Below are 25289 nucleotides of genomic sequence, written 5' to 3'. Positions count from 1 at the left end.
GAGGGAATCCTAGGGGCCGGAGCGGCGTGTCATCGAGCGTATGCCCGTTTGATCTGGAGAATGTCCAGCCTTTTGAGTGGCTACCCGTCCTGCGACTTGCCACTCGAACGAGTGGAACCCGAGGAAGCGCCCGCCTTGAGTCCGTCCTTCGCCCCCGCCGACGGAGTCTCGAAAGACTCCAACGCCTCCAGCACGTCCTGGACACGGGAGATCTCGGCATTGATGTCGGTACGCCGACGGGTCAGGACCTCCAGCTCGCGCCGGCCCTCCTCGACCAGCCGCTCCGCCTCCGCCTCGGCCTCCGCCCTGATCCGCTCCGCCTCCGCCTTGATCTTCTCGCCCTCGGCCACCAGCGAACTCTTCTTCTGCTCCGCCTCCTTCAGGAGGGTGTCCGCCTTCCGCACGGCCGCGATCCGGACCTTGCTCGCCTCCGAACTCGCCTCCGAGACCATCTCCTTGGCCTTCTCGGCGGCCTCGGCCCGCTGCTCCTCCGCGGCCTTCACCAGCTTGTCGACCCGCTCGCCGGCCGTCCGCATCTGCTCGGCCGACTCGCGCCGCGCCCGCTCGTGCAGCTCCTCGATCTCGCCCTCGACCCGGCCCCGCAGCTCCTCGGCCCGCTCCCTTATCGCGGTCGCGTCCTTCCGCGCCCCGACGAGCAGCTCGTCCGCGTCGGTCCGCGCCTTCTCCACCAGCGCGTTGCCCTCCACGGTCGCCTCGGCGACGATCCGGTCGGCCTCCTTGCGGGCCGCGCCGACCATCGTGTCGGCCTGCGTCTCCGCCTCGGCGGTGGCGCGCAGCGCCTCCTCCCGGGCCTTGGCGATGAGCTGGTCGGCCTGCTCGGCCGCGTCCGCGCGCTTCCTCGCACCCGCCTCGCGGGCCTCGTCCAGGATCCGGTCGGCCTCCGCGCGCGCCTCGGAGCGCATCTGCTCGGCCGCCACCTCGGCGTCCTCCTCGACCCGCGCCGACTCCGTACGGATCCGCTCGGCGTCCTGACGGGCCGACTCCAGCGCCTCGGCGCCCTCGGCCCGCAGCCGCTCCGCCTCGCCGGCCGCGTCCGCGAGGGTCCGCTCGGCCTCGGTCCGGGCGTCGGCGGTCACCGAGTCGGCCAGCTCGACCGCCTCGTCCGTGATCCGGCCGGCCTCCGCCGTCGCCTCGCCGACCAGGGCGTCGGCCTGCTCGGCGGCGTCCTGGCGGCGCTTGTCGGCGGCCTGGCGGGCCTCGTCCAGGATCTGCTCGGCGTCGGCCAGGGCCGCCGTCCGCAGCGCCTGCGCGTGCGCCTCGCCGTCCGTCTTGACCTGCTCGGCCTCGGTCCGCAGCCGGGCCGCGTCCCGCTCGGTGGTCTCCCGCAGCTCGGCGGACTCCGCCGCGATCCGCTCGGCCTCCGCCGTCGCCCCGCCGACCAGGGCGTCGGCCTGCTCGGCCGCGTCCTGCCGGCGCTTGTCCGCGTCCTTCCGGGCCTCGTCCAGGACCTGCCCGGCCTCCGCCGCGATCCGCTCGGCCTCCGCCGTCGCCTCGCCGACCAGGCTGTCGGCCTGCTCGGCCGCGTCCTGGCGGCGCTTGTCAGCGGCCTGGCGGGCCTCGTCGAGGACCTGCTCGGCCTCGGCGGCGATGCGCTCCGCCTCGGCGGTCGCCTCGCCGACCAGGCTGTCGGCCTGCTCGGCCGCGTCCTGGCGGCGCTTGTCGGCGGCCTGGCGGGCCTCGTCGAGGACCTGCTCGGCCTCGGCGGCGATGCGCTCCGCCTCGGCGGTCGCCTCGCCGACCACGCCCTCGGCCTTCTCGGCCGCCTCCGAACGGATCCGGTTGGCGTCGTCCCGGGCGTCCGCCCGGGTGCGGGCCGCGTCCTGCTCGGCCGACGCCAGCGCGTCCGTCACCTCGGTCCGCACCCGCTGCGCGTACTCGGCGGTGTCCGCGCGGAGCTTCTCCGCCTCCGCGATCGCGTCCCCGACGGTCCGCTCGGCCAGCGCCTTCGCCGCCTCGGACTCCTCCTGGGCGCGCGCCCGCGTGCGGGCCGCGTCCTCGGCCGCCCGCTCCCGCTCCCCGTGCGCGTCGGCGCGGACCCGGTCCGCCTCCTCCTGCGCCTCGGTACGGGTCCGCTCCGCCGCGTGCTCCGCGGCCGAGCGCAGCCCGGCGATCTCCTCCTCGGCCTGCTCGCGCAGCCCCGCGACCGAGTCCCGGACCTCCTGCGCCGTCTGCTCGGCCGCGGAGACCATCTCGGTCGCCCGCGCGTCCGCCTCCTCGACCAGGCGCTGCGCCTCGGCCTGCGCCTCCTCCACCCGCTTGCGGGCGGCGGCCAGCAGCTCCTCGGACTGCTCGCGGGCGAGCTCGCGCTCCCGGCCGGCCTCGGAACGGGCCGACTCCAGCGTCTCCTCGGCCTCCCGGCGGCGCCGGTTCGCCTCCTCACGGGCGGCGGACAGCGCCTCGGCGGCCTCGGCGGCCACCCGCTCCGCCGCGGCGGCGGCCTCGGCCCGCACCCGGTCGGCGGTCTCCTGCGCCTCCGACCGCAGCCGCTCGGCCTCGGTCTCGGCCTCGCCGGTGAGCCGCTGCGCGGTCGCCTCCGCCTCGGTACGCGCGGTCTGCGCGTCCGCCGCGGCCTCGGCCCGCAGCCGCTCGGCCTCGGTCTCGGCCTGCTCCCGCAGCACCCGGATCCGCTCGGCGCCCTCGGCCCGCAGCCGCTCGGTCTCCTCGGCGGCCTCGCGCCGGATCCGCTCGCCCTCGGCCCGGGCGTCGGTCAGCTCCTGCCCCGCCGCGGCCACCTTCGCCCCGGCTTCGGCGTGCAGCCGGGCCAGCTCCTCGGCGGCCTCGGCCCGGCGGGCCTCGGCGGCCCGCTCGGCGTCGGCCCGCAGCTCGGCCGCGGCCTTCTCGGCGGACTCCCGTACGGCCTCGGCCTGCTCCTCGGACTCGGCGCGCAGCCGCTCGGCCTCGGCGCGGGTCCGCTCCAGGGTCTCCTCGGCCTGGGTCCGGAGCGTCCGGGCGCGCTCCATGGCCTCTGACCGGACCTTCTCGCTCTCCGCGCCCGCGTTGGTCCGCAGCTCGTCGGCGTCGGCCTTCGCCTTGGCCAGCAGCTCCTCGGCGGTCTTCGCCGCCTCCTCGATCTGCTGCACGGCCTCGCGGCGGGCCTCGCCGCGGATCCGCTCGCCCTCGGCGACGGCCTCGGCGCGCAGCTGCTCGGCCTCGCCGCGCAGCCGCCGGGCCTCCTCCTGGAGCTCGACGGTCTTGGCCCGGTACTCCTTGGTGTCGTCCTTCGCCGAGCCGAGCAGCTCGTCGGCCTGCTCCTCGGCGCGGGCGCGCAGCCGGTCGGCCTCGGTCTCGGCCTCGCGGCGGATCCGCTCGACCTCCTCGGCGGCCTTGCGGGTGGTCTCGGCGGCGTCCTCGGACGCCTTGCTGAGGATCTCCTCGGCGCTGCGGGCGGCCTTGGCGAGCGCCGCCGCCGAGTCCTCGGCCGCGGCGGTGCGGGCCTTCTCGGTGGCCTCGGCGACCAGCTTCTCGGCGTGCGCGGTCGCCTCGCGCAGCTTCTCCTCCGCCTCGGCCTTGAGGGCCTCGGCCTTCTCGGTGGCCTCGCCGACCAGCCGGGCGATCTCGGACTTGGCGGTGCGGGTCCGCTGCTCGTTGACGGAGTCGGCGGAGGCCAGCGTCTTCGCGGCGGACTCCTTGGCCTCCGTGAGGGCCTTGTCGGCCTCCGCACGGGCCTGCCGCAGCCGCTCGTCGGCCTCCTGGAGCCGCTCCTCGGCGGCGCGGGACAGCTCGGTGGCCTGCCGGCGGGCCTGGTCGGTCTCGGCGACGGCGGCGGTCCGCAGCTGCTCGGCGTGCCCGGTGGCCTCCTGGGCCTGGGTGGAGGCGGTGGTCATCAGCCGCTCGGCGTCCTTGCGGGCGCGCAGCAGAATCGCTTCGGCCTCGGCGCGGGCGGCCTCGGCCTCGGCACCGACCCGGCGGCCGGTCTCCTCGGTGAGCCGGGTGGCCTCGGCGCGGGCGGCGGCGAGCGACTGCTCGGCCTCGGCGCGGGCCTCGTCCATCAGGCGGCGGGCCTGGGACTCGGTGCGGGCGCGCAGCTGCTCGGCCCAGGCCACGTTCTCGTTGACGTGCGCCTCGACGGTCTGCCGGCGCTCGTTCAGCTCCTGGTCGAGCTGCTGGCGGCGCTGCACGGCCTCGGTGTGCAGCTCGGCCTGGAGCCGCGCCTGGTGCTCGGCGTGCTCCTGGAGGATCCGCTGGGTCTGCGCCCGCGCCTCCCGGAGCTCCCGCTCGGCGTCCTGGCGGAGCTGCTCGGCCTGCGCCTGCGCGTTGCGCAGCAACTGCTCGGCCTGGTAGCCGATGTCCGCACTGTCGTAGGCGGGCCGGGACGCGATGGTGCGACGCGCCTCGTGGAGCTTGGCACGCAAGACCTCGACCTGGTAGCCCAGGTCCTCGGCGTGCTGGACGGCCTTCTCGCGTTCCTTCTTCAGCCGGTCCATCTCGGCCTCGAACCGCGAGAGATGGTCGTCCTCAGCTCGGTGGCTCTCCTGGCGTTCGTAGCCCCGCACTGCGCGGTCCATCCTTCCCCGAGCTCTGCGAGCAGGAGAGACCCCAACCCTGGTCGCACACGTTCCGACGAGCACCGTTCACCGGACAGAACGGCCCCCCGGGAATCGTGGCAGATCGGACGACCCCGACAACCCGACTACGACGCCGCGCGAAGCGGCCCCGACCGGCCCCGGCCCGGAGCCGCCCACTCTACCGGGCCGGGAATACGGAGGTCAGTGCTCCACTGAGGAGCGGTCGGCGGAAGGCGGTGCCGAGGTGACGAGTTCGGTCAGCACGCCGTGGCAGTCCTTGGGGTGGAGGAAGGTGATCCGGGAGCCCATGGAGCCGGTCCTGGGCTCGTCGTAGAGCACCCGGACGCCCTTGCCGCGGATGGCCTCGGCGTCCCCGTCGACGTCGGCGGTGCCGAAGGCGATGTGGTGGACGCCCTCGCCGTTCTTGGCCAGCCACTTGCCGACCGCGGAGTCCTCGCGGGTGGGCTCCAGGAGCTGGAGGTAGGAGGCGCCGCCGTCGTCCGTGGCGTTGATCCTCAGCATGGCCTCGCGGACGCCCTGCTCCTCGTTGACCTCGGAGTGGTAGACCTCGAAGCCGTACGTGGCACGGTAGAACTCGACGGTCCTGTCCAGGTCGAAGCAGGCGATCCCGATGTGGTCGATACGCGTCAGCATGGCTCCAGTGCACCCCCGCCGGGATGGTTACGCAACGTGCGCGCCGTCACACCGGCGGGCCGGTGACCTCGCGCCGCACCCCTCAGTACATTGGCGGTAAACCCTCGTTCACTCCTCATCCCAAGGGGCCGTGCCTCATGTCTGGAACGACCGGTACCACCTCAGTGATCGTCGCGGGCGCCCGCACGCCCATGGGTCGCCTGCTCGGCTCGCTCAAGTCCTTCTCCGGCGCGGACCTCGGCGGCTTCGCCATCAAGGCCGCCCTGGACCGGGCCGGCATCGGCGGCGACCAGGTGCAGTACGTGATCATGGGCCAGGTGCTCCAGGCGGGCGCCGGGCAGATCCCCGCCCGCCAGGCCGCCGTCAAGGCCGGCATCCCGATGAACGTCCCCGCCCTCACCATCAACAAGGTGTGCCTGTCGGGCCTGGACGCCATCGCGCTCGCCGACCAGCTGATCCGCGCCGGCGAGTTCGACGTCGTCGTCGCCGGCGGCCAGGAGTCGATGACCAACGCCCCGCACCTGCTGCCGAAGTCCCGCGAGGGCTACAAGTACGGCGCGATCGAGATGCTCGACGCGATGGCGCACGACGGCCTGACCGACGCCTTCGAGAACATCGCGATGGGCGAGTCCACCGAGAAGCACAACACCCGCCTGGGCATCGACCGCGCCTCCCAGGACGAGATCGCCGCCCTGTCGCACCAGCGCGCCGCCGCCGCCCAGAAGAACGGCGTCTTCGAGGCCGAGATCACCCCGGTCGAGATCCCGCAGCGCAAGGGCGACCCGGTGATCTTCGCCAAGGACGAGGGCGTCCGCGCCGAGACCACCGTCGAGTCCCTCGGCAAGCTCCGCCCGGCCTTCGCCAAGGACGGCACGATCACCGCCGGCACCTCCTCGCAGATCTCCGACGGCGCCGCCGCCGTGGTCGTGATGAGCAAGGCCAAGGCCCAGGAGCTGGGCCTGGAGTGGATCGCCGAGATCGGCGCCCACGGCAACGTGGCCGGCCCGGACAACTCCCTCCAGTCGCAGCCGTCGAACGCCATCCGCCACGCCCTGGAGAAGGAGGGCCTGACCGTCGGCGACCTCGACCTGATCGAGATCAACGAGGCCTTCGCGGCGGTCGCCGTACAGTCCATGAAGGACCTCGGCGTGTCCCCGGAAAAGGTGAACGTCAACGGCGGCGCCATCGCGCTCGGCCACCCGATCGGCATGTCCGGCGCCCGCGTGGTGCTCCACCTCGCGCTGGAGCTGAAGCGGCGCGGCGGCGGCGTCGGCGCGGCCGCGCTGTGCGGCGGCGGCGGTCAGGGCGACGCCCTGATCATCAAGGTCACCGGCAAGTAAGAGCACCTCTGACAGGAGAACGCAGCATGGTGGACGTCCCCGCACTGGTCGCCCAGGCACGGGAGGGCAGGCCGCGGGCCGTGGCCCGGCTGATCTCGCTCGTGGAGGGGGCGTCCCCGCAGCTGCGCGAGGTGATGGCGGCGCTGGCCCCGTTGACCGGCAACGCCTACGTGGTGGGCCTGACCGGCTCGCCCGGCGTCGGCAAGTCCACGTCGACCTCGGCGCTGGTGACCGCGTACCGCAGGGCCGGCAAGCGGGTCGGCGTGCTCGCCGTCGACCCGTCCTCGCCGTTCAGCGGCGGCGCGCTCCTCGGCGACCGGGTGCGCATGTCGGAGCACGCCTCCGACCCCGGCGTCTACATCCGCTCGATGGCCACCCGCGGCCACCTGGGCGGCCTCGCCTGGTCCGCCCCGCAGGCCATCCGGGTCCTCGACGCGGCCGGCTGCGACGTGGTCCTGGTGGAGACCGTCGGCGTCGGCCAGTCCGAGGTGGAGATCGCCGGGCAGGCCGACACCTCGGTGGTGCTGCTCGCCCCGGGCATGGGCGACGGGATCCAGGCCGCGAAGGCGGGCATCCTGGAGATCGGCGACGTGTACGTGGTCAACAAGGCCGACCGGGACGGCGCCGACGCCACCGCCCGTGAGCTCAACCACATGTTGGGCCTCGGCGAGGCCCGCGGTCCGGGCGACTGGCGGCCGCCGATCGTGAAGACGGTCGCGGCGCGCGGCGAGGGCGTGGACGAGGTCGTGGAGGCCCTGGAGAAGCACCGGGCCTGGATGGAGGAGCACGGGGTCCTGGCGGAGCGCCGGAAGGCCCGGGCGGCCCGCGAGGTGGAGACCATCACCATCACGGCGCTGCGCGAGCGGATCGGCGACCTGCACGGGGACCGGCGGCTCGACGCGCTGGCCGAGCGGATCGCGGGCGGCGCCCTCGACCCGTACGCGGCCTCCGACGAGCTCCTGGCGAGCCTGACCGGCAACTGACCCGGTACGTGACGAGAGGGGCCTCCCCGCCGGGCGGGGAGGCCCCTCTCGTCACATCCGTCAGGTCACGGCTTGCCGCGCTTGCCGCGCAGCTGCTCGGCGACCGGCTTCAGCGACTCGTGGAGGTCGCCCAGCGCCTCCGGGGTGAGCCGGTCGATGAAGTGGTCGCGGACCGACTCCACGTGGTGCGGGGCGACCTTGCGCATGGTCTCCATGCCGCGGTCGGTGAGGACGGCGTAGAGGCCGCGCCGGTCGGACTCGCAGTTCATCCGCTCGACCAGGCCCGCGTTCTCCATCCGGGTGATCTGGTGCGACAGGCGGCTCTTGGACTGGAGGGTGGCGGCCGCGAGGTCGCTCATGCGCAGCCTGCGCTCGGCGGACTCCGAGAGGTTGACCAGGATCTCGTAGTCGTTCATCGTCAGGCCGAAGGGCTGGAGGTCGCGCTCCAGCTGGTGCGTCAGCATTCTCTGGACGTCGAGGAAGGTGCGCCAGGCGCACTGCTCGGCGTCGGTGAGCCAGGGGGTGGCCGTCTCGGTCTCCATGATGTGGATTCTACCTAAGAAGTTGAATACTTGACGAAATCTGGAAGGTGACGCGCGGCACCCGCCGGACCGGCCGCGGTCCCCGCGCGGCCGTTCGAAGCGTCACGCTCCGCAGACTACCGCTCACAGACCGAAGCGCCTCTGGAGGTCACCGAGCTGGCCGGGAAGGCGCGGCACCGCACCCTGCACCGCCTGGCCGGAACCGTGCGGCTGCCCGCCCGGCACCCCGGCCTGGGCCGGCGGCCCGCCGATGTTCCGCTCGGCCATCAGCAGCTCCGTCGACTGGAGCAGTACCGTACCCGCCCCCACGAACTCGAACTGGTGCTCCTCGCCCGAGGAGCCCCCGATGCCCGTCAGGGCCCGCACCCCGCCCATCACGCCCGTCAGGTACGCGTGGTCGTAATGGTGACAGGGCGAGGGGCAGTCCGCCCAGCCCACCAGCGCCTGCGGGTCCACCCGCAGCGGCGGCTCCATGAACACCACCGGACCGTTCGACGCCGCCACGAACTTGCCCGTGCCGATCAGCGTCACGAACCCCGGCACGATCGACTGCTTCAGCGCCAGCGTCGGCTGGTAGGCCAGCAGGTTCCCCGACCGGATCGTCAGATTGCCCTCGTCCAGGTCGTACGAGTTCACGTCGAAGGCCCGGTCCGCGAGCAGCATCTTGCCCGAGCCCTCCGCCACCACCCAGTCGCTCGCGTGCAGCGGCGAGTGGAAGGCGGTCCGCACCAGCCGGTCCAGCCGGCCGTGCCCGATCCCGTTGAACTCGATCCGCCCGTAGTAGGCGATCATCTTCCCCTTCTGGAGGAACCAGGGGGCGCCCTTCAGCTCGACGCAGAAGGTGTACGCGTTGACGTTGTCGTCCGAGGGCAGGGTGTGCGGATCGTGGATGACAGGGGTGCTCACAGCTTCTCCTCCGACGCCTGGACGTACACCGCGCCGCTGCCGCTCAGCTCCAGCTGGAACGCCTCGCCCGAACCGCGGCCCACCATGTCCCGCCAGCCCAGCGCCGTCGAGAGCTTGTTGCGCACGTCGCCGTGGTGGGCCACGTACGCCTGCGGGTCGACGTGCACCGGACGGCCCGGCGCGATCGGCAGCTCGATCACCCCGCCGTGCGCCATCACCGCCACCGAACCGTGCCCCTTCAGGGTCGTCGTGAAGAGGCCCTGGCCGGTCACCTGCCCGCGCACCAGGCCCATCACGCCGCCCTGCGAGCCCATGAACATCGTGCCCTGCTCCAGGGTCCCGTCGAAGGCGAGCAGCCGGTCCGCCTCCACGTAGAGGGTGTCCCCGGTCAGCGCGATCACCTGGATGTGGTGGCCGCCGTGCCCGAACATCACCGTGCCGCTGCCCTCCACCGTCATCAGCGGCGTCGCCTCGCCGGCCACCCGGCGGCCGATCATCGACGCCAGGCCGCCCTGGCCGCCCGCCATGTTCGGCGTGAACGTGACGTCCCCCCGGTACGCGAGCATCGCGCCGCGCTGGCTGAAGAGCCGCTGCCCCGGGACGACGGTCGCCTCGACCATCTTCGAGTTCACCTCGCGGAAGGGCATCAGACGTCGCCTCCGATCGTGTTCCGCTCGCTGGGCTGGACGTAGACGAGTCCGTCACCTTCGAAACGGATCTGGAACGCCTCGCCGCCGCCCTCGCCGAGCAGGGTGCGGAAGGTCACACCCGACTGGAAGTGCTGCTGGAGGTTCCCCTGGTGGGCGACGTACGCCCCCGGGTCGACCGACAGCGGGTACTGCGGGGTCACCCGGAGCACCGTCGCCGGGCCGTCCGACATGATCGCCGCCTGCCCGGTGCCCTCCACCGTGGTGGTGAAGAGGCCGTTGCCGGTCGCGCCGCCGCGCAGTCCCGTGAAGGTCGTGCCGGTGCGCAGCCCCGCGTCGGTGCAGAGCAGATTGCTCGCCTCCACCCACAGCTTCTCGCCGTGCAGCCGCACGAGGTTGATCTCGGAGGCCCGGTCGGCGAACCAGCAGGTCCCCTGCCCCCTGACCTCCATCACCTCCATCTGCTCACCCGTCAGCCGCCGGGTGACCATGCCGCGCAGGCCCTCCCCGCCGCCGCTCATCTTCTTGAACGCCATCTGCCCGTCGTAGGCGACCATCGAGCCGTTCTTCGCCTTGACGGCGTCGCCGGTCATCGTCACGGCGAGCACCTTGCTGCCCTGGAGTCGGAACGTAGCCACGGCCCGAAGGTAGCGGGGACCCGGATAAAGAGACAGCAAAGTCGGTGTGCACAATGGATCCGCCCCCCTTGTGCATCCGTTCACAAGATCGCGCTGGGCGGCTCGCCCATCGGCTCGAACGAAGGTGACCCCTCCGTGGACCTCAAGACCGCTTCCTCGCTCCACCGCCTCCGGCTCGTCTCCGCGCCCGAGGCCGTGTCGTTCCTGCTCCTGCTGGTCTGCTCGGTGCTCAAGCGGACCACGGACTTCAACGCGGTCCCGGTGATGGGCGCCGTCCACGGCCTTCTTTTCGTCCTCTACGTGCTCTTCTGGCTGGACGCCTGGAACCGCACCAAGTGGGGCTTCGGCACCGCCGCCGTCTACTTCCTCCTCTCGGTCGTGCCCTTCGGCGGCTTCTACGCCGACCGCAAGCTGCGTCGCGAGGCCGAGGCCGCCGTCATCGCCTCCCGCGCCCGCCGCGAGGGCACGGTGAACGCGTGATCGTCGCCTTCTCCGTCACCCCGCTCGGCGTCGGCGAGGAGGTCGGCGAGTACGTCGCCGACGCCGTCCGCGTCGTCCGGGAGTCCGGGCTGCCGAACCGCACCGACGCCATGTTCACGTCCATCGAGGGGGAGTGGGACGAGGTCATGGACGTCGTGAAGCGGGCGGTCGCCGCCGTCGAGGCCCGCGCCCCGCGGGTCTCCGTCGTCCTCAAGGCCGACATCCGGCCCGGCGTCACCGACGGCCTCACCGCCAAGGTCGAGACGGTCGAGCGCCACCTGGGCGCCTGAGCCCCCGCGCCCCCCGAAGCCCCCGGTCCGCCGCCGGGGGCTTTTCGCTGGCCGGAGGGCTTTGAGCGAGTGCTCAACATCGGTTAACGTCCTCCTTGAGCGATCGCTCAAAACGGGGGAGTGGCCGTGGGAAGCCACGGCGTGTTCCCGTCCCGGCCGCCGCCGGCCCGGTGTCTCCGCGGGGGAGCGCCACCGGGCCCGCGGCGCGCCGCGCGGGCGAAGGGGGCGGGTGTGAGCGGGGAGGCCAAGCCCTCGGGGGCACGGGACGCCAAGGGGCGCGAGACCCGGGAGAAACTGCTCGACGGCGCCCTGCGGACCCTCGTGGAGCACGGCATCGCCGGCGCCTCCGCCCGGTCCGTCGCCGCCGCCGCCGGGGTCAACCAGGCCCTCGTCTTCTACCACTTCGGCTCCGTCGACGAACTCCTCGCCGCCGCCTGCCGGCGCGGCGCCGAACAGCGGGTGGCCCGCCACCGCGACCGGCTCCGCGCCGTCACCAGCCTCTCCGAGCTGCTCGCCTTCGGCCGCGCCATGCACGACGAGGAGCGGGACGCCGGGCACGTCGCCGTCCTCGCCCAGCTCCTCGCCGGCGCCCAGACCCACCCCCGGCTCGCCCCCGCCACCGCCGCCGGGCTCGACCTGTGGATCGAGGAGATCGAGCGGGTGCTGCGCCGGGTCCTCGCCGGCACCCCGCTCGACGGCGTCACCGACCCCGCCGGACTCGCCCGCGCCGTCGCCGCCTCCTTCGTCGGGCTCGAACTCTACGAGGGCGTCGATCCCGAGGGAGCCGAGACGGCCCTCGCCGCCCTGGAGCAGCTCGGCGCGCTGCTCGCCGCCGTGGAGGAGCTGAACCCGGTGGCGCGGCGGGCCGTCGCGTACACACTGCGTCGATCGGGTGGACGCGGACGGTAGAACGCCCTCACTCGGAGCACTCCAGTCGACACACCGGTCGATCTCCCTTTTTGTGGGGATATCGACCCGATCGACACCAGCTGGAGGCACCGTGCGGCCGGGAGGCTACGACTACGACACCTACAGCCGACTCGCCGGTCCCCTCACGGAACCGGACCCGACGGCCTATCAGGTGCAGTACACGAGTCTGCTCTCGAAGGAACCGCACCGAATACGAGCCGTCCTCCTCATGGCCCTCGCGCCGCTGCTCTCCGCGGTGCTGCTGGCCTACCTGGTCTGGCCCAGCCACTGGACCGTCCGTGAGGGAGACGACACCTGGCGGGTGCCGTACGACACGGTGATGCTCGTGTCGATCGGCCTCATCTGCCTCTTCATGCTGGTGAACGTCTCCTCGATCGCCCACGCGACCATGGTCGCCCGCGACCCCGTCCCGGTGTACCCCGAGAAGGGCACCCGGGTCGCCTTCCTCACCACCTACGTGCCCGGCAAGGAACCCCTCGCCATGGTGCGGGGCACCCTGGAGGCCGCCGTCCGCCTGCGGCACGACGGCACCCTCCACGTCTGGCTCCTCGACGAGGGCGACAGCGACGAGGCCAAGGCCCTCTGCGCCGAGCTCGGCGTCCACCACTTCACCCGGTCCGGCGTGCCCGAGTGGAACCGGAAGAAGGGCCCGCACAAGGCGCGGACCAAGCACGGCAACTACAACGCCTGGCTCGCCATGCACGGCGACGCCTACGACTTCTTCGCCTCGGTCGACACCGACCACGTCCCGCTCCCCAACTTCCTGGAGCGGATGCTCGGTTACTTCCGCGACCCCGACACCGCCTTCGTCGTCGGCCCGCAGGTCTACGGCAACTACACCGGCGCCGTCACCAAGGCCGCGGAGTCCCAGCAGTTCCTCTTCCACGCCCTCATCCAGCGCGCGGGCAACCGCTACCGGGCCCCCATGTTCGTCGGCACCAACAACGTCGTCCGGATCGCCGCCCTCAAGCAGATCGGCGGCCTGTACGACTCCATCACCGAGGACATGGCCACCGGCTTCGAGCTGCACCGCCGCAAGAACCCGGTCACCGGCCGCCGCTGGCGCTCCGTCTACACCCCCGACGTGCTCGCCGTCGGCGAGGGCCCCGAGTCCTGGACCGACTTCTTCACCCAGCAGCTCCGCTGGTCCCGGGGCACCTACGAGACGATCATCAAGCAGTACTGGAAGGCGCCGTTCAGCATGCCGCCCGGCCGCCTCCTCAACTACACGCTGATGCTCGTCTACTACCCCATGACGGCCGTCAACTGGCTGCTCGGCATCCTCAGTTGCGTCCTCTACCTGTGGCTGGGCGCCTCCGGCACCCAGGTCTCCTCCCAGGTCTGGCTCATGATCTACAGCGACGCCGTCGCCCTCCAGATCGGCCTCTACCTCTGGAACCGCCGCCACAACGTCTCCCCGCACGAACCCGAGGGCTCCGGCGGCCTCGCCGGCATGGTGATGTCCGCGCTCTCCGCGCCCATCTACCTCAAGTCCCTGGGCTCCGCGCTGCTGCGCACCCGAGGCCGCTTCGTCGTCACCCCCAAGGGCGGCGCCGCCAGCCCCGACCGCGTCCTCACCTTCCGCATCCACCTCTACTGGGCGGTCGTCCTCGTCGCCTCCCTGGCGGCCTCGGTCCACTTCGACCACACCCACGCCGCCATGCGGACCTGGGCGGTGCTCGCCCTCGTCATCTCGCTGGCCCCGGTCGGCGTCTGGGCCTTCACCACCCTGCGCGACCGGCGGGCCCGCACGGCCCGCGCCCACGCCCGCGACCGGATCAGGGGCCGCCGCGTGGCCCGCGCCCGGGAGGGCATCGAGCTGCGGACCGTACCGCCGCTCCCGGCCTTCCCGCCGCTGCCCCCGCACCCGCCCGCGACCACCGCCCCCACGACGACCGGAGGGAACTGAGCCATGGCCTACCGGCCGTCGAAGAAGTTCAAGAAGACCCTGCTCGGCAGCGGCGCCGTCCTCGTCCTCGCGGCGCTCAACGCGCCCGCCGCCGTCTCCTTCGCCTCGGAGAAGTACCACGCCTACCGGATCGCCCAGCCCGACTACAAGAAGAAGTACGGCTCCTGGGGCGGGGTCTCCGTCCCCGACGGCGCCCGGATCAACGCCATCCACGCCGCCCTCCTGCACACCGGCAAGGTGCTGCTGATCGCCGGCTCCGGCAACAACCAGAAGAACTTCGACGCCGGCACCTTCGACACCGTCCTGTGGGACCCGGTGAAGAACACCTTCAAGAAGATCCCCACCCCCGAGGACTTCTTCTGCGCCGGACACAGCCAACTCCCCGACGGGCGGCTCCTGGTGGCCGGCGGCACCGCCCGCTACGAGGTCCTCGACGGCGGGGTGAAGAAGGCCGGCGGCGGCATGCGGGTCAAGAACGAGAGCCCCGACAAGGCCGTCACCCTGAAGAAGGGCACCCGCTTCCGCTCCCCGTCCGGCGTCGAGTACGTCACCACCACCGACGTCACCGTGCCCAAGGCGAAGCGCGAGTTCGAGATCTCCTACTTCAAGAGCGGCCAGATGCGGCCGTGGAAGACCAAGGTCACCGCGGCCGAGTCCCGCGTCTTCGTCGAGGCCGTGGAGGAGGGCCCCCGGGCCCTCACCACCGAGGCCGCCCAGTACGAGGTCGTCGGGCTCAAGGGTGAGGACGCCGACAACGTCTACGGCCTCGCCCAGAAGCTCACCACCGAGAAGCAGGACTTCCAGGGCATCAAGGCCGCCTACGAGTTCGACCCCGTGGCGGAGAAGTACGTCCCGGTCGCCCCCATGAAGGACGCCCGCTGGTACCCCACCCTGGTCGGCCTCCAGGACGGCAGGGTCCTCGCCGTCTCCGGGCTCAACGACGTCGGCGACGTCGTCCCCGGCGACAACGAGATCTACGACCCGAAGACCAAGAAGTGGACCAAGGGCCCCTTCCGCTACTTCCCCACCTACCCCTCGCTCTTCCTCACCAAGGGCGGCAAGCTCCTCTACACCGGCTCCAACGCCGGCTACGGCCCCGCGGACAAGGGCCGCGCGCCCGGCCTGTGGGACCTGGAGACCAACACGTTCACCAAGCTGCCCGGCCTCACCGACCCCGACCAGCTGGAGACCTCCTCCTCCCTGATCCTGCCCCCCGCGCAGGCCCAGAAGGTCATGGTCCTCGGCGGCGGCGGGGTCGGCGAGTCCGCCAAGTCCACCGCCCGCACCTCCATCGTCGACGTGGGCGGCGAGAACCCCGCCTTCCGGGACGGGCCCCCGCTCCCGCAGGGCACCCGCTACCTCAGCAGCGTCCTCCTCCCCGACGACACCGTCTTCACCACCGGCGGCTCCCGCGACTACCGCGGCCGCGGCGGCAGCGACATCCTCAAGGCGCAGTTCTACGACCCCGCCACCAACGCCTTCGCCGCGGCCGCCGACCCCATGGTCGGCCGCAACTACCACTCCGAGGCGCTGCTGCTGCCCGACGGACGGGTCGCCACCTTCGGTTCCGACCCGCTCTTCGACGACAAGGACAACACCAAGCTCGGCACCTTCGAGCAGCGCATCGAGGTCTTCACCCCGCCCTACCTCCACAAGGCCGGCGCCGACCGCCCGGCCCTGGGCGAGGGCCCGCGGGAGCTCGACGCCGACGGCCGCGCCACCTTCGAGACCGAGGACGCCGGGCGCATCGCCAAGGCCCGGCTGATGCGGCCCAGCGCCGTCACCCACACCACCGACGTCGAGCAGCGCTCGGTGGAACTGGGCCTGACGAAGGGCAAGGACGGCCGCACCGTCACCGTGGACGCCCCCGAGGACCCCACCCTCGTCCCGCCCGGCTGGTACATGCTCTTCGTCACCGACGAGGCAGGCATCCCGTCCGAGGCGAAGTGGGTCCAGGTGAAGGGCGAGTGAGGAAGCGTCAGGAGTCCGCGCGGCGGGCGAGCCCCAGCGCGTACTCCGGCCACCAGGTCCCGGCGGCCGGGCCGCCCCGGCACTGCCCGTCCGAGTCCCCGGGACGCTTGATCCACAAATAGGCGTCCACCAGCGCGTCCCCGGTCCGGTCCGTCGGCGGCACGCCGAGCGACCGGCCCGGGGGATTGCACCAGGCCTCCGCCCGGTTCCCCGGGAGGGGGCCCGCGCCGTTCCGGCTCGTGTCGATCGTGAAGTGCATCCCGCCGAGCAGCCCCGACAGGGTCGCCCCGAAGTCCCGCACCGTCGCGTTCGTCTGGAAGTTCGACACGTTCAGCGAGAAGCCGTCCGCGCGGCCGACGCCGGCCCGCCGCAGCGGCTCCACCAGCTTTCCCGGGTCGTCGATCCACTCCGGGTTCCCCGCGTCCAGGTAGACCCGGGTCCGCGGCTGCCGCTTCAGCCGCTCGATCGCCTCCGCCAGCAGCGCGGACCGCTCCTCGTGGTACTCGGCCGGCGTGCAGCCGTCCACCATGTGCGGCACCGCGTCCGGTTCGAGCACCACCACCGCCGAGGCGTCCCCGATCGCCGAGGCGAAGGAGTCCACCCACGCGCGGTACGCCTGCCCGTCGTGCGCCCCGCCCGCCGAGTACATGCCGCAGTCCCGGTGCGGGATGTTGTACGCCACGAAGACCGCCGTCCGGTCCTCGGCCGTCGCCCCGCGCACCGCCCGCCGGATCTCCGGCGCCGGGTCGTCCCCGGCCGGCCACTCGGCGACCGGCTGCTCCGCGATCCGCTTCAGGACCCGCGCGTCGTCCGCGCGGCCCTCCGCCTCGTACCGCCGCACCTGCTTCGCCGCGTCGCTCTCCGGGTCCACCCAGAACGGCGAGCCGCCGGTCGGCGCGGGAGCCTCCCCGCCCGTCGCGGCCGGCGGCCCCACGGGGGAGGGTGCGGGCCCGTCGGAGGAGCACCCGCTGCCGGCCAGCAGCAGGACGGCCGCGAGGGCGGCGACGGCGGCGCGGCGGGGAACGGGGGCAGGGGAGCGGAGGGGTACGGCGGCGCGGGGGGACGGGGCGGTGCGGAGGCGGGCGGCGGAACGGAGGGACAGGGCGGTACGGCGGGACATCCGGGCCCCCAGGGTCGGCACACGGGGAGGACGGGCGTGGATCCGTCCACGAGATCGGGACGAACGGGGCTCATCGTGACATGACGGTCACCCGGCGTCCGGCTGCGACACCGCGATCCCCAGCGGCGTCCGCTCGTACAGCACCTGGTGGCCGTAACGCCGCGAGGTCAGCAGCCCCGCGTCCCGCAGCACCGCCAGGTGCGCCGAGACCGACGACGGCGCCCGCCCGAGCCGGTGCGCCAGCGCCGTCGTCCCCATCGGCTCGTCCAGCGCGCACAACACGTCCGCCCGCACCGGACCGAGCAGCCGCGCCAGCGCCTCCGGCGTCCGCTCCCGGGGACCCGACCACAGCCCGCCGATCCCCCGCGCCGGATACACCACCGTCGGCTGCCACGGCTCCTCGAAACCGCTCACCACCTCCGGCCAGATGAACACCGAGGGCATCAGCACGAGCCCCCGCCCGCCCAGCGCCCGCACGTGCCGTCCCCGGTAGGCACCCACCGCCAGGACCGCCGTCGCCGGGTCCCAGGAGAAGGACGGGTGCAGCTCGCCGAGCAGCCGCTCCAGACCCCCCTCCGCGAGCCGCCGCGAGTGGTACGCCACGTCCGCCTCCAGGAGCGCCCGCAGCCGGGGCCACTCCGGCGCGACCAGCGCCTCCCAGGCGGCCTCCAGCAGATCCGCCAGGCGCGCCACCGCCCGCGCCGGATCCGCCACCATCGCCCGCCCCTCCGCGCTCTCGGCCGCCCCCGGTGTGCCCGCCAGCGCCCGCGCCAGGTCCGGCCCCGCCAGCGCGGGATCCACCGCCCGCACCGCCGCCAGCTCCTCCTCGAAGGAGGCGGCGGGCCCCAGCGGCGGCGGATACAGGAAGTCCGGCGAATGCCCCCGCTCCGGCATCAGCAGGTGGAGCGGCGCCAGGTCCAGCTCCCGCGCGGCCCCGGCGATCCGCCGCAGCCACGGCAGGTGGTAGCCCTGCTGCCGGGGCCGCGCCAGGACCCGTACGGCCGACTGGGCCTCCCACAGCGGCGACACGGCGAAGCGGATCCGCAGCGGATCGGTCTCGCCGAAGACCAGGTGGTACGGCACACGGCCCCCTCGGACGCGGAACATTCGGCTGGAGCCGAAAGTCTAGGACCGGCCCCCTCCCCGCCCGCAGGCTGCGTCCATGCCCCCGACCGACACCCCTGCCCCGCACGCCCCCGGCCCCGTCCCCGTCCCGGGGACGCCCGCCACCGCCCTCGGGGAGCCCGCCATCCCTGTCCCCGCCACCCCTGTCCCCTCCGCCCCCGGCGCCCCCGCTCCCGGGGAGCCCCACCCGCCCGTCCCCCGGGGACCCGGCCCCCTCTCCTCCGGGGCGGCCGGCACCCCCGTCCCCGGGGGACCCCGCACTTCGGGGGACGGGGCCGCCCCCGAGGCCGCCGGGACCCCCGGCTACGGCGCCGTCTTCCGGGTGCGGGAGTTCCGGTGGGTGTTCACGGCCCACCTGCTCTCGCTGCTCGGGCTCATGGTCAGCGAGATCGCCCTCACCGTCCTCGTCTACGACCTCACCGGCTCCCCGCTCCTCTCCTCCCTCACCTTCGCCATCGGCCTCGCCCCCTACCTCGTCGGCGGCACCCTCCTCGCCGGACTCGCCGACCGCTTCCCGCCGCGCCGGGTGCTCGTCGCCTGCGACCTGGTCTGCGCCGGCGCCGTGGCGCTCATGGTGCTGCCCGCCACCCCCGTCGCCGGGCTGCTCGCGCTGCGCTGCGCCGTCGCCCTCGTCGCCCCGGTCTTCCAGGGCACCCGGATGGCGACCCTCGCCGACATCCTCGGCGAGGGCGACCTCTTCGTCCTCGGCCGCTCCCTGCTCCGGATCGTCTCCCAGACCGCCCTCCTCGCCGGCTTCGGCGTCGGCGGCGTCCTGCTCACCGTCATCCCCGCCCGCGGCGCCATCGCCCTCACCGCCGGGACCTTCCTGCTCTCCGCCCTGCTCCTGCGCCTCGGCACCGCCCGCCGCCCCGCCCGCGCCGCCGAGCGGCGCGAGGGGCTCGGCGCCACCTGGTCCCTGCTGCGCGACCGCCGGATCCGCACCCTGATGCTGCTGTTCTGGGTGCCGCCGTTCTTCATCGTCGTCCCCGAGGCGCTCACCGCCCCCTACGTGGACCAGCTCGGCGTCTCCCGCGCCGCCCTCGGCCTCCTCATGTGCGCGATGCCCGTCGGCACCATCGCGGGCGAGCTCCTCGCCGGCGCGCTCCTCGGTCCCGCCGCCCGCGCCCGGCTCCTCGTCCCGCTGCTCCTCGTCTCCTTCCCGCCCTTCCTCCTCTACGCGCTCCGCCCCGGCCCCGCCCTCGCGGCCCTCGCCCTCGCGCTGGCCGGCGCCGCCGGCGCGTACACCCTCGGGCTCGACGCCCGCTTCGTCGAGGCCGTCCCCGAAGAGCGGCGGGGGAGGGCCATGACCCTGATGACGGCGGGCATGATGACCGTCCAGGGCCTCGGCATGGCCGGTGCGGGCCTGGTGGCGGAGTTCGCCCCCGTGCACCTCGTCGTGACCGGGACCGGCGTCGTGGCGACCGCCGCCGTCGCCGTCCTCGTGGCCGTCCTGCTGGCGACCGAAAGGCGAGACGGGGCTGACCGGCATGTGACCAGTCGGTAAGGTCGTCGCGTGCCGAAGCCGCTCAGTCTCCCCTTCGACCCCATCGCCCGAGCCGACGAGCTCTGGCAGAAGCGCTGGGGCCCGGTCCCCTCGATGGCCGCGATCACCTCGATCATGCGCGCCCACCAGATCCTCCTGGCCGAGGTGGACGCCGTGGTCAAGCCGTACGGGCTGACCTTCGCCCGGTACGAGGCGCTGGTGCTGCTGACCTTCTCCAAGGCGGGCGAGCTCCCCATGTCGAAGATCGGCGAGCGGCTCCAGGTCCACCCGACCTCGGTGACGAACACGGTGGACCGGCTCGTGCGGTCCGGCCTCGTCGACAAGCGGCCCAACCCCAACGACGGCCGCGGCACGCTCGCCTCCATCACGGAGAAGGGCCGCGAGGTCGTCGAGGCGGCCACCCGGGACCTGATGGAGATGGAGTTCGGACTCGGGGCGTACGACGCCGAGGAGTGCGCCGAGATCTTCGCGATGCTCCGCCCGCTGCGGGTCGCCGCGCACGACTTCGACGAGGGCTGACCCCCGCGAAGATCGCCCCGGAACGGGCGGTTACGCTCGACGGCATGAAATCCAGCGTGCTGACCCGCTACCGCGTCATGGCGTACGTGACCGCCGTCATGCTCCTGATCCTCTGCGGCTGCATGGTCGCCAAGTACGGCTTCGACACCGGCGAGGACCTGACCTTCGCGGTCTCCCAGGCCCACGGCGTCCTGTACATCGTCTACCTGGTCTTCGCCTTCGACCTGGGCTCCAAGGCCCGCTGGCCGTTCGGCAAGATCGTGTGGCTGCTGCTCTCCGGCACGATCCCCTTCGCCGCCTTCTTCGTCGAGCGCAAGGTCGTCGCCGAGGTGAAGCCGCTGGTCAGCGGCGCGCAGTCGGTTCCGGTCAACGCCTGAGACCCACCCCCGCACAACTGTGCGGGGGTTTCTCATCGACATTTACTAGGACGTCCTAGTAAATTCGAAGCATGGACGCTGACGCCATCGAGGAAGGCCGCCGTCGCTGGCAGGCCCGTTACGACAAGGCCCGCAAGCGGGACGCGGACTTCACCACGCTCTCCGGGGACCCGGTCGAGCCGGTCTACGGGCCCCGGCCCGGGGACGCGTACGAGGGGTTCGAGCGCATCGGCTGGCCCGGCGAGTACCCCTTCACCCGGGGACTCCACCCCACCGGCTACCGCGGCCGCACCTGGACCATCCGCCAGTTCGCCGGCTTCGGCAACGCCGAGCAGACCAACGAGCGGTACAAGATGATCCTCGCCGCCGGCGGCGGCGGGCTCTCGGTCGCCTTCGACATGCCCACCCTCATGGGCCGCGACTCCGACGACCCCCGCTCGCTCGGCGAGGTCGGCCACTGCGGCGTCGCCATCGACTCCGCCGCCGACATGGAGGTCCTCTTCAAGGACATCCCGCTCGGCGACGTCACCACCTCCATGACGATCTCCGGGCCCGCCGTCCCGGTCTTCTGCATGTACCTCGTCGCCGCCGAGCGCCAGGGCGTCGACCCCGCCGTCCTCAACGGCACGCTCCAGACCGACATCTTCAAGGAGTACATCGCGCAGAAGGAGTGGCTCTTCCCGCCCGAGCCGCACCTGCGCCTCATCGGCGACCTGATGGAGCACTGCGCCGCCGGCATCCCCGCCTACAAGCCGCTCTCCGTCTCCGGCTACCACATCCGCGAGGCCGGGGCGACGGCCGCGCAGGAGCTGGCGTACACCCTCGCCGACGGCTTCGGCTACGTGGAGCTCGGCCTCTCCCGCGGCCTCGACGTGGACGTCTTCGCGCCCGGCCTCTCCTTCTTCTTCGACGCGCACCTCGACTTCTTCGAGGAGATCGCCAAGTTCCGCGCCGCCCGCCGGATCTGGGCCCGCTGGATGAAGGAGGTGTACGGCGCGAAGACCGACAAGGCGCAGTGGCTCCGCTTCCACACCCAGACCGCCGGCGTCTCGCTCACCGCCCAGCAGCCGTACAACAACGTCGTCCGCACGGCCGTGGAGGCGCTCTCCGCCGTCCTCGGCGGCACCAACTCCCTCCACACCAACGCCCTCGACGAGACCCTCGCCCTCCCCAGCGAGCAGGCCGCCGAGATCGCCCTGCGCACCCAGCAGGTGCTGATGGAGGAGACCGGCGTGGCCAACGTCGCCGACCCGCTGGGCGGTTCCTGGTACGTCGAGCAGCTCACCGACCGCATCGAGGCCGACGCCGAGAAGATCTTCGACCAGATCAAGGAGCGCGGGCTGCGCGCCCACCCGGACGGGCAGCACCCGATCGGCCCGATCACCTCCGGCATCCTGCGCGGCATCGAGGACGGCTGGTTCACCGGCGAGATCGCCGAGTCCGCCTTCCGCTACCAGCAGTCCCTGGAGAAGGGCGAGAAGCGGGTCGTCGGCGTCAACGTCCACCACGGCTCGGTCACCGGCGACCTGGAGATCCTGCGGGTCAGCCACGAGGTCGAGTGGGAGCAGGTCCGCGTCCTCGGCGACCGCAAGGGCCGGCGCGACGAGGCGAAGGTCCGCGGCTGCCTCGACGCCATGCTGGCGGCGGCCCGGGACGGCTCCAACATGATCCCGCCCATGCTCGACGCGGTCCGCGCGGAGGCCACCCTCGGCGAGATCTGCGACGTGCTCCGCGAGGAGTGGGGCGTGTACGTGGAGCCGGCCGGCTTCTGACCGGACGCGCGACGCCGCGCGGGGCCGGTACGGGGAGGGTCTCCCGTACCGGCCCCGCGTGCGTGCGCCGGGCGTGCGCACGTGATGCGTGCGTCGCGGGCGTACGTGCGTGCATCAAGCGTGCGTCGTGCGCGCGTGCGTCAGCGGACCGGGCCGGTCAGCCGCGCCGGGGTGATCCGGATCGTCACCCGGACCTGCTCCGGCGGCAGTTCGAGGTACTCCCGCCCGGCGCCCTCGCCCTCGTACTTCTCCGCCAGCGCCACCGCCAGGGCCCGGTCCACGTCCTCGGCGACCGTGGCCGTGCCGCGTATCTCCGTGTAGCGCTCCGGGTCGCGGCGGTCGAGCAGGAGCAGGGAGACCCGGGCGTCGGCCCGGACGTTCTTCACCTTGCGGCGGCCGTCCTGGCTGGAGACCAGGACGTCGTCGCCGTCCCGGCCCACCCACACCACGGAGGTCTGCGGGGAGCCGTCGGGCTGGAGCGTCGACAGGACGGCGTGGTTCGCGTCGTCGAGCAGGGCGCGCACGGGCGCGGGGAGCCGGAGGCCCGCGGGGGTACGGCCGTTCGGCGGGATACGGGTGGTCATGCGGGCACGCTAGCCGAGCGCGGCGACCGCGCCCAGGCCGCCGACCAGGAGCGCCGAGAGGCGGTTCACCCAGGCCGTGTCCACCGGTTCGGCGCTGACCAGCGCGCGGTGCACCACGGCGCCCGCGACCACGTCGAAGATGAGGTCGTCGGTGGCGTCCACGGACACCGGGTCGCGGTCCGCGGGCAGCTCGCCGCGCTCCTGCGCCCGCCGCCGCCCGTCCAGCACCAGCCGCTTCTGCCGCTCCACGATCGAGGCGCGGATCCGCTCGCGCAGCGGGACGTCCCGGGTCGACTCGGCGACCACGGCCATCAGCGCCGTCTTGGTCTCGGGGCGTTCCAGGAGGGCCGCGAACTGCAGGACCACGTGCTCGATGTCGGCCTGGAGGGAACCCAGGTCGGGCAGTTCGAGTTCGTCGAAGAGGACGGCGACGGCGTCGACGACCAGCTCGTTCTTGTTGGCCCAGCGGCGGTACAGGGTGGTCTTGGCGACTCCGGCGCGGCCCGCGACGTCGCCCATGGTGAGCTTGGACCACCCCAGCTCCACCAGGACCTCGCGGGTCGCCTCCAGGATGGCCTCGTCGGCCTCGGCGGAGCGGGGGCGGCCGGTGCGGGGGGCCGGGCGGGGGGTGGGGCGACTGCACATGAACGACGACCATACTCGCCGGTAGGTACCGCGCCAGAGGCGTGCGATGTGAGGCAGTTCACGGCGGGGGATTTCCCCCGGGGGCGGGTCGAACCCTTACGCTACGACCCGTAGCGAAAGGCTTTTGAGCGGCCCCAGCGACAACCATGGCGCCGGGTGGGGACCCGGCGCACACCGAGCGCCCTCGGCGGAGGGCGCTGTTCGGCCACGGCCCTTGCCGGTTCCGCACCGGTTCCGCGCGCGGAGGGGGGAGGATGTACTCATGCAGCCCCGAAACATGTCCATGAGCGGCGTCGTCGACCTCGCCGCGGTGAAGGCGGCCGGAGAGGCCAAGGCGAAGGCGGAGCAGGCGCGCGCCGAGGCCGCCCGCCACGGCGGACCCGCGGCGGTGCCGCCCTCCGCCCTCGTGATCGACGTCGACGAGGCGGGCTTCGAGCGCGACGTGCTCCAGCGCTCCGCCGAGGTCCCGGTCGTCCTCGACTTCTGGGCCGAGTGGTGCGAGCCCTGCAAGCAGCTCGGCCCGCTCCTGGAGCGGCTGGCCGTCGAGTACTCCGGCCGTTTCCTGCTCGCGAAGATCGACGTCGACGCCAACCAGATGCTGATGCAGCAGTTCGGCATCCAGGGAATTCCGGCCGTTTTCGCGGTCGTCGCCGGTCAGGCGCTGCCCCTCTTCCAGGGCGCGGTGCCGGAGGCGCAGATCCGCGAGACCCTCGACCAGCTGATCCTGGTCGGCGAGGAGCGCTTCGGCCTCACCGGTCTCGCCGTGGACCCGGCCGCGGAGGGCGCCGAGCCCGCCGCGCGCCAGGCCGCCGGCCCGTACGACGCCCTCCTGGAGGCGGCCATGTCCGCGCTGGACGCGGGCGACCTGGCCGGCGCGGTGCAGGCGTACAAGAACGTGCTGGCCGACGACCCCGGCCACCCCGAGGCCAAGCTGGGCCTGGCCCAGGCCGAACTGCTGTCCCGGGTGCAGGGCATGGACCCGCAGACCGTCCGGAAGAACGCGGCGGACGACCCGGCCGACGTCACCGCGCAGATCGCCGCGGCCGACCTCGACCTGGCCGGCGGGCACGTGCAGGACGCCTTCGGGCGGCTCGTGGAGACCGTGCGCCGGACCTTCGGCGAGGACCGGGACGCGGCGCGGGTGCGGCTCCTGGAGCTGTTCGAGGTGATCGGCCCGGAGGACCCGCGGGTGATGGCGGCCCGGCAGGCGCTGGCGCGGGTGCTGTTCTGATCCCGGGGAAGCGACTGTTCTGATCCCCGGACACGCATTCCGGCGCCGGATCGCCTGACGATTTGGCGACACGGTGACAAGTGGCGGCCGCGCTTTACCAAATCTTGATAATCGCGGCCGCTGTTACTTGCAGTAAATCGAACCCGTGGTTCTGTCCGGGTTCACCCTCCTATAAGCGGACTTTCCGCACCACGTGCCCCCACCCTGTGTACCCACCCGGCGGCGCCGCGCCATGACACGGTCACGCATCCGTTACTAGCGAGTAATGAACCCCTTGTGCGGGCGCCGTGAATGGACCACGATCGGCCACGCTCGGTCCGAACCGCACGCCCCGGCAACCAACCGGGACACGCGGCCAGGGTCCCCACCGGGCGGACCGGCCCCGAGAGGCGGCCGGTCGACGGACAGGGGGGTTCCCGTCCCCAGCGGACGGGACCTGTCCACAGGGCCGTGCGCACGCGCGGCACATGGTTGTCGCTCGGGGGTGATCGCCGGTGATTCGGACGCGCTTCGCGCCTCCTGATGCCCCGGTGCTCCCCTTCCCGAGGACGTAGCTCTTCTCCCATCCCAGGCCGGGCCCCGGGCCCTCCTGAGAG

Annotated in this window: 22 protein-coding genes; 12 read left to right on the top strand and 10 right to left on the bottom strand. The window is 73.1% G+C overall.

What is annotated here, in order from left to right; genetic code table 11:
* Nucleotides 1-80 precede the first annotated feature (80 nt).
* Together scy and mce are read right to left on the bottom strand one after the other, a co-directional pair.
* Complete coding sequence (scy, locus tag IE326_RS05450) at nt 81-4514, bottom strand: polarized growth protein Scy (RefSeq protein ID WP_373310220.1); 4434 nt, start codon at nt 4512-4514, stop codon at nt 81-83.
* Between the two features lie 213 nt (nt 4515-4727).
* Nucleotides 4728-5180: a methylmalonyl-CoA epimerase gene (gene mce, locus IE326_RS05445; protein WP_150231757.1), complete on the bottom strand. Its 453-nt coding sequence runs from the start codon at nt 5178-5180 to the stop codon at nt 4728-4730.
* 137 nt (nt 5181-5317) lie between these two features.
* Here mce and IE326_RS05440 point away from each other — a divergent pair, with 137 nt between their 5' ends.
* Both IE326_RS05440 and meaB read left to right on the top strand, forming a co-directional pair.
* A complete protein-coding gene (locus IE326_RS05440) occupies nt 5318-6520 on the top strand; it encodes an acetyl-CoA C-acetyltransferase (RefSeq protein WP_150231759.1) in 1203 nt (400 codons plus the stop codon).
* Nucleotides 6521-6546: 26 nt separating this feature from the next.
* Nucleotides 6547-7503, top strand: coding sequence for a methylmalonyl Co-A mutase-associated GTPase MeaB (meaB, locus tag IE326_RS05435; RefSeq protein ID WP_150231761.1), 957 nt, complete (start codon nt 6547-6549; stop codon nt 7501-7503).
* A 65-nt stretch (nt 7504-7568) separates the two neighbouring features.
* On the opposite strand, the gene IE326_RS05430 is transcribed toward meaB, so the two are convergent.
* From IE326_RS05430 to IE326_RS05415, 4 genes are all read right to left on the bottom strand, one after another.
* The gene (locus IE326_RS05430; RefSeq protein WP_150231764.1) at nt 7569-8045 is read right to left on the bottom strand and encodes a MarR family winged helix-turn-helix transcriptional regulator; all 477 of its coding nucleotides are present in this window, start codon (nt 8043-8045) and stop codon (nt 7569-7571) included.
* 123 nt (nt 8046-8168) lie between these two features.
* Nucleotides 8169-8951 carry an AIM24 family protein gene (locus IE326_RS05425; protein WP_190040956.1) on the bottom strand — a complete coding sequence of 261 codons (783 nt, stop codon included), beginning with the start codon at nt 8949-8951 and terminating at the stop codon, nt 8169-8171.
* Nucleotides 8948-9598, bottom strand: a complete 651-nt coding sequence (locus IE326_RS05420; protein ID WP_150231768.1) for an AIM24 family protein — start codon at nt 9596-9598, stop codon at nt 8948-8950. Before IE326_RS05420 ends, IE326_RS05425 begins: the two co-directional genes overlap by 4 nt.
* Nucleotides 9598-10236 (bottom strand): AIM24 family protein, encoded by a 639-nt coding sequence (locus IE326_RS05415; protein ID WP_190040955.1) that lies wholly within the window; start codon nt 10234-10236, stop codon nt 9598-9600. Before IE326_RS05415 ends, IE326_RS05420 begins: the two co-directional genes overlap by 1 nt.
* A 135-nt stretch (nt 10237-10371) precedes the next feature.
* Here IE326_RS05415 and IE326_RS05410 point away from each other — a divergent pair, with 135 nt between their 5' ends.
* The 5 genes from IE326_RS05410 (at nt 10372) to glxA (ending at nt 15816) form a co-directional block, all read left to right on the top strand.
* Nucleotides 10372-10716: a DUF3817 domain-containing protein gene (locus IE326_RS05410; RefSeq protein WP_150231772.1), complete on the top strand. Its 345-nt coding sequence runs from the start codon at nt 10372-10374 to the stop codon at nt 10714-10716.
* Nucleotides 10713-11006, top strand: coding sequence for an MTH1187 family thiamine-binding protein (locus IE326_RS05405; RefSeq protein WP_043219759.1), 294 nt, complete (start codon nt 10713-10715; stop codon nt 11004-11006). The genes IE326_RS05410 and IE326_RS05405 overlap by 4 nt, the downstream gene beginning before the upstream one ends.
* Nucleotides 11007-11237: 231 nt before the next feature.
* Complete coding sequence (locus tag IE326_RS05400; protein WP_150231774.1) at nt 11238-11915, top strand: TetR/AcrR family transcriptional regulator; 678 nt, start codon at nt 11238-11240, stop codon at nt 11913-11915.
* 91 nt (nt 11916-12006) lie between these two features.
* Nucleotides 12007-13845, top strand: coding sequence for a glycosyltransferase family 2 protein (locus IE326_RS05395; protein ID WP_150231776.1), 1839 nt, complete (start codon nt 12007-12009; stop codon nt 13843-13845).
* A 3-nt stretch (nt 13846-13848) separates the two neighbouring features.
* Entirely contained in the window at nt 13849-15816 is a 1968-nt protein-coding gene (glxA, locus tag IE326_RS05390) for a radical copper oxidase GlxA (protein WP_190040954.1), read from the top strand.
* 7 nt (nt 15817-15823) lie between these two features.
* Here the strand turns inward: glxA and IE326_RS05385 are convergent, their stop codons facing one another.
* Together IE326_RS05385 and IE326_RS05380 are read right to left on the bottom strand one after the other, a co-directional pair.
* On the bottom strand, nt 15824-16936 hold the full coding sequence (locus tag IE326_RS05385; RefSeq protein WP_190040953.1) for a glycoside hydrolase family 6 protein: 1113 nt from the start codon (nt 16934-16936) through the stop codon (nt 15824-15826).
* 87 nt (nt 16937-17023) lie between these two features.
* Entirely contained in the window at nt 17024-18019 is a 996-nt protein-coding gene (locus IE326_RS05380) for an ArsR/SmtB family transcription factor (RefSeq protein WP_150231780.1), read from the bottom strand.
* Nucleotides 18020-18098: 79 nt separating this feature from the next.
* Here IE326_RS05380 and IE326_RS05375 point away from each other — a divergent pair, with 79 nt between their 5' ends.
* From IE326_RS05375 to icmA, 4 genes are all read left to right on the top strand, one after another.
* Nucleotides 18099-19565, top strand: coding sequence for an MFS transporter (locus tag IE326_RS05375; protein WP_190040952.1), 1467 nt, complete (start codon nt 18099-18101; stop codon nt 19563-19565).
* Between the two features lie 9 nt (nt 19566-19574).
* Complete coding sequence (locus IE326_RS05370; protein WP_150231783.1) at nt 19575-20084, top strand: MarR family winged helix-turn-helix transcriptional regulator; 510 nt, start codon at nt 19575-19577, stop codon at nt 20082-20084.
* 44 nt (nt 20085-20128) lie between these two features.
* Nucleotides 20129-20461: a DUF3817 domain-containing protein gene (locus tag IE326_RS05365; RefSeq protein ID WP_150231785.1), complete on the top strand. Its 333-nt coding sequence runs from the start codon at nt 20129-20131 to the stop codon at nt 20459-20461.
* A 71-nt stretch (nt 20462-20532) separates the two neighbouring features.
* A complete protein-coding gene (gene icmA, locus IE326_RS05360) occupies nt 20533-22233 on the top strand; it encodes a coenzyme B12-dependent isobutyryl-CoA mutase large subunit (protein WP_150231787.1) in 1701 nt (566 codons plus the stop codon).
* 140 nt (nt 22234-22373) lie between these two features.
* Here the strand turns inward: icmA and IE326_RS05355 are convergent, their stop codons facing one another.
* Both IE326_RS05355 and IE326_RS05350 read right to left on the bottom strand, forming a co-directional pair.
* Complete coding sequence (locus IE326_RS05355; RefSeq protein WP_190040951.1) at nt 22374-22817, bottom strand: PPOX class F420-dependent oxidoreductase; 444 nt, start codon at nt 22815-22817, stop codon at nt 22374-22376.
* Nucleotides 22818-22826: 9 nt separating this feature from the next.
* Entirely contained in the window at nt 22827-23462 is a 636-nt protein-coding gene (locus IE326_RS05350; protein WP_150231791.1) for a TetR/AcrR family transcriptional regulator, read from the bottom strand.
* A 262-nt stretch (nt 23463-23724) separates the two neighbouring features.
* Here IE326_RS05350 and IE326_RS05345 point away from each other — a divergent pair, with 262 nt between their 5' ends.
* Nucleotides 23725-24693, top strand: coding sequence for a tetratricopeptide repeat protein (locus tag IE326_RS05345; protein ID WP_190040950.1), 969 nt, complete (start codon nt 23725-23727; stop codon nt 24691-24693).
* Nucleotides 24694-25289: the final 596 nt, after the last annotated feature.

Origin of the sequence: Streptomyces filamentosus, from assembly GCF_014654895.1 — a bacterium.
Classification (GTDB): Bacteria; Actinomycetota; Actinomycetes; order Streptomycetales; family Streptomycetaceae; genus Streptomyces; species Streptomyces filamentosus.
Note: the sequence above shows the minus strand (reverse complement) of the source record. Positions and strands in the feature narration are given on the sequence as shown.

Bases quoted from the DNA above. Each gene is read 5' to 3' on its own strand.
- mce (WP_150231757.1), bottom strand. From the start codon at position 5,180: ATGCTGACGCGTATCGACCACATCGGGATCGCCTGCTTCGACCTGGAC.
- IE326_RS05440 (WP_150231759.1), top strand. From the start codon at position 5,318: ATGTCTGGAACGACCGGTACCACCTCAGTGATCGTCGCGGGCGCCCGC.
- meaB (WP_150231761.1), top strand. From the start codon at position 6,547: ATGGTGGACGTCCCCGCACTGGTCGCCCAGGCACGGGAGGGCAGGCCG.
- IE326_RS05430 (WP_150231764.1), bottom strand. From the start codon at position 8,045: ATGGAGACCGAGACGGCCACCCCCTGGCTCACCGACGCCGAGCAGTGC.
- IE326_RS05420 (WP_150231768.1), bottom strand. From the start codon at position 9,598: ATGCCCTTCCGCGAGGTGAACTCGAAGATGGTCGAGGCGACCGTCGTC.
- glxA (WP_190040954.1), top strand. From the start codon at position 13,849: ATGGCCTACCGGCCGTCGAAGAAGTTCAAGAAGACCCTGCTCGGCAGC.
- IE326_RS05385 (WP_190040953.1), bottom strand. From the start codon at position 16,936: ATGTCCCGCCGTACCGCCCTGTCCCTCCGTTCCGCCGCCCGCCTCCGC.
- IE326_RS05375 (WP_190040952.1), top strand. From the start codon at position 18,099: ATGCCCCCGACCGACACCCCTGCCCCGCACGCCCCCGGCCCCGTCCCC.
- IE326_RS05365 (WP_150231785.1), top strand. From the start codon at position 20,129: ATGAAATCCAGCGTGCTGACCCGCTACCGCGTCATGGCGTACGTGACC.
- icmA (WP_150231787.1), top strand. From the start codon at position 20,533: ATGGACGCTGACGCCATCGAGGAAGGCCGCCGTCGCTGGCAGGCCCGT.
- IE326_RS05355 (WP_190040951.1), bottom strand. From the start codon at position 22,817: ATGACCACCCGTATCCCGCCGAACGGCCGTACCCCCGCGGGCCTCCGG.
- IE326_RS05350 (WP_150231791.1), bottom strand. From the start codon at position 23,462: ATGTGCAGTCGCCCCACCCCCCGCCCGGCCCCCCGCACCGGCCGCCCC.
- IE326_RS05345 (WP_190040950.1), top strand. From the start codon at position 23,725: ATGCAGCCCCGAAACATGTCCATGAGCGGCGTCGTCGACCTCGCCGCG.